Genomic DNA, 1295 nt, shown 5'->3' on the forward strand with positions numbered 1-1295 from the left:
GCCACCCGGTGCCGCAGGTCCGCGGCAGCCGAGGCGAATCGCAGCGCGTGCATGTTGCCCCCGTGCACGCGGTAGAAGGCCTGGACGGGTCCGTTGATCCGGCCCACGGCCGAGCCGGCGGCGACCCGCAGCCAGTACTCGAGGTCCCCGGAATGCGGGAGCTCAGGGTTGTAGCCCCCCGCGCGCCGCAGGGCGCTGGTCCGGACGACGGCCTCCGGCGAGAGGATGAAGTTCCGGCCCCGCCACGTGGCCAGACCGATCCATTCGCGGCCTCGCCAGATGGTCCATGAACCGCGGGCGCCGATCCGCGCGGTGGAGACCGCGGAGGCATCCGAGAACTCGACGACCCGCCCGTAGACGAGCCCCACCTCGGGACGCGCCTCGAACAGGGCGGCGGCGCGCGTGAGCGCCCCCGGGGCGAGGAGATCGTCCGCCGAGAGCAGCACCACGAGCTCGCCGGCCACCCGCGCGAGCCCGTCGTTGTAGGTCGCGATGTGCCCTTGATTGCGCTCGTGCCTCACCAGGGTCACGCGCGAGTCGGTGGCGGCGAGCCTCTCGGCGACGTCCGCGCTGCCGTCGGTCGACGCATCGTCGACGATGATCACCTCGACGTCGATGCCGGGCTGGTCGAGCGCGCTCGCCACGGCCGCGGGGAGGTAGCGGCCGTAGTTGTAGCACGGCACCACGACGGACACGAGCAGACGCGAGGCGTGGGGGCGCGAGAGGAGCGGCCTTGCTGTGAGCCTCAGCATCCCCTCACCACCTCGGCCACGAGCCGCTGCTGCTCGGGCGTGATGTGGGGGAACATGGGCAGCGAGAGCAGCTCGCGCGCGGCGGCCTCCGCGACCGGGAAGTCGCCGCGGGCGTAGCCCAGATACGCGAACGCGTCGGTCAGGTGCACGGGCGTCGGGTAGTGGATGCCCGTGCCGATCCCTGCCGTGGCGAGCGCGGTCTGAACCCGCGCGCGGTCCTCGAGGCGGACCACGTAGAGGTGCCACACGTCCTCGTTGCCGGGCTGGCTCCGCGGGGTCCGAACCCCGGGCACCCCGTCGAGAAGTTCGCCGTAGAGCTTTGCCGCCTGCCGCCGTCGTGCGTTCCAATCGGCGAGCCGCCGCAGCTTGGCGCGCAGCACGATCGCCTGGACGGCGTCGAGCCGCGAGTTGAAGCCCACCACCTCGTGCACGTACTTGACCGCGCTCCCGTGCGCGGAGAGGAGCCGCACCGCGTCGGCGAGGAGTGGATCGTTCGTGGTCACGGCGCCCGCGTCGCCGGCCGCGCCGAGGTTCTTGCCGGGG

Annotated in this window: 2 protein-coding genes; both read right to left on the minus strand. The window is 72.8% G+C overall.

Annotated features, from left to right (window positions below; translation table 11 throughout):
- Window positions 1-752: glycosyltransferase (locus tag ACLN58_RS22295; RefSeq protein WP_415857389.1), on the minus strand; the 752-nt coding region annotated here is incomplete at its 3' end.
- The coding region (locus tag ACLN58_RS22300; protein WP_415857390.1) for a DegT/DnrJ/EryC1/StrS family aminotransferase at window positions 746-1295 on the minus strand (550 nt) is incomplete at its 5' end. The genes ACLN58_RS22295 and ACLN58_RS22300, both read right to left, overlap by 7 nt.

It is taken from the genome of Sinomonas sp. G460-2 (assembly GCF_047759905.1).
Lineage (GTDB): Bacteria > Actinomycetota > Actinomycetes > Actinomycetales > Micrococcaceae > Sinomonas.